Below are 1551 nucleotides of genomic sequence, written 5' to 3'. Positions count from 1 at the left end.
CGCCGTGTATGCCGGTCGGTTCGGAGGCATTGCTCCAGAATTGGGTGTCCATCATGAAAAAGCGGCAGCACCCAGGGAGGAGGAGGGGTGCTGCCGCGTAACGCTGGCCCAGGGAGGAGGAAGGGCCGCGCATGGGTGCGGCAAGGCCAGGGAGGAGGAGAGGCCGTTGCCGCCAACGATCAGACCATGGGGAGGAGGAAAGGTCCGTCGCATCGGGTGCCGCAAATGGAGCGGCTATGTAGGGGCGGCATCCTCTGGCAGAAGAATGCTGCCAGCCCCGACCCAGGGAGGAGAGGGGCGGGAAGGTCTATGTCTTACTTCGTGCCCCAGGCGGCTTCGTGAGCCAGGCGGCTGATCATCGCGCGGCTGATGCCCAGGTCCGCCAGGTCGCGGTTGGTCAGGGCGTTCAGTTCACGTACGGTCTGGCGATAGATCACACGGCGGGCGCGGTTTTCCTGCATGTGCTGGATCGCAGCCATCAGGCGGCCAGCGATGCCAGAGGTGGCAGCGGCGTTGTGGGTGTGGGCAATCGTAGCCATGGCGGTTTCCTTTTCAGCGTCTTTGTTCTTGCATCTGCGCCCGGCCCGGATTGGCCTTGCGCTCCTTCGATGCACCAAAGATGGCGCTAACACTGCGGCTGCACAATGGATCCTTCGGGGATGCTGCCATGCAGCGTCTGCAAGGGAAGAACTGAAGCTGCGAGCCTCTCTCTCGCGGCGGAAGGCGTGAGGCTTGTCAGATACATTCGTTGACGGTCGTCCCGTGCTTCAAGAGCAGGCGCTGCTTGCCCATTCTCTTTGCTGGATGCCGATGATCACAACTCACCTTGCGGCAATCAGCTTCGAAGGGAGGACTTGACGTGTTTCAAGAGGAACGCGGCTGACGAAACGGTCAGGTGTGCAGCTGCCTTAAGGGAAATACCTGAGGTCTTTATCGGGAAGGGCTTCCGGAAGGCTGACCCTGGTTGTGCCCTCCCCTTTGACAACGGGAGGACGTGAAGGGTGGGGTGCGGATCGCGGATGTCTGATCCGTTCGCCCGCAACAGTTCGGAACTTGGTTCAGGACCTGGCTGGCATATATCTGCTGGCACAACATGGTCGAAGATGCGGAAAAAAGATGTTGCCTGCGATGGGGACCAGACGCAATGCGATTGGTGCAACATGCGGTCAGGGAACGTCGCGCTGTTGTTTGGTGAGGATTGTGGATGGCGCAGGTGATGACCCCGGATACCCACAATCCGACAGAGGTTCTGGCCGGGCCGGTCGAGCGGGTCACGTTTCACAGTCCCGAGAGCGGCTTTTGCGTGCTGCGGGTCAAGGCGCGCGGGCACCGGGACCTGGTCACCGTGGTGGGCCATGCCGCGATGATATCGGCGGGCGAATGGATCACCGCCTCGGGTGTCTGGCTCAACGACCGCACCCATGGCCTGCAGTTCAAGGCGCAGTTTCTCAAGGCTTCGGCGCCCTCCTCCGTCGAGGGCATCGAGAAGTATCTCGGCTCCGGCATGATCCGGGGGATCGGGCCGGTTTATGCCCGGCGGCTGGTGAAGGC

Annotated in this window: 2 protein-coding genes; one reads left to right on the top strand and one right to left on the bottom strand. The window is 62.0% G+C overall.

Going from position 1 to position 1551, the window contains the following annotated elements:
• Positions 1 to 314: 314 nt before the first annotated feature.
• Entirely contained in the window at positions 315 to 539 is a 225-nt protein-coding gene (locus IE224_RS20750) for a DUF1127 domain-containing protein (RefSeq protein WP_229849503.1), read from the bottom strand.
• 665 nt (positions 540 to 1204) lie between these two features.
• On the opposite strand from IE224_RS20750, the gene IE224_RS20745 reads away from it, so the two are divergent.
• A partial coding sequence (locus IE224_RS20745; RefSeq protein ID WP_444544095.1) for a YrrC family ATP-dependent DNA helicase occupies positions 1205 to 1551 on the top strand: 347 nt, incomplete at its 3' end.

Origin of the sequence: Paracoccus aerius, assembly GCF_014656455.1 — a bacterium.
In the GTDB taxonomy this organism is placed as follows: domain Bacteria; phylum Pseudomonadota; class Alphaproteobacteria; order Rhodobacterales; family Rhodobacteraceae; genus Paracoccus; species Paracoccus aerius.
The sequence above is the reverse complement of the archived record's forward strand: the minus strand, read 5'-3'. Positions and strand labels throughout refer to the sequence as shown.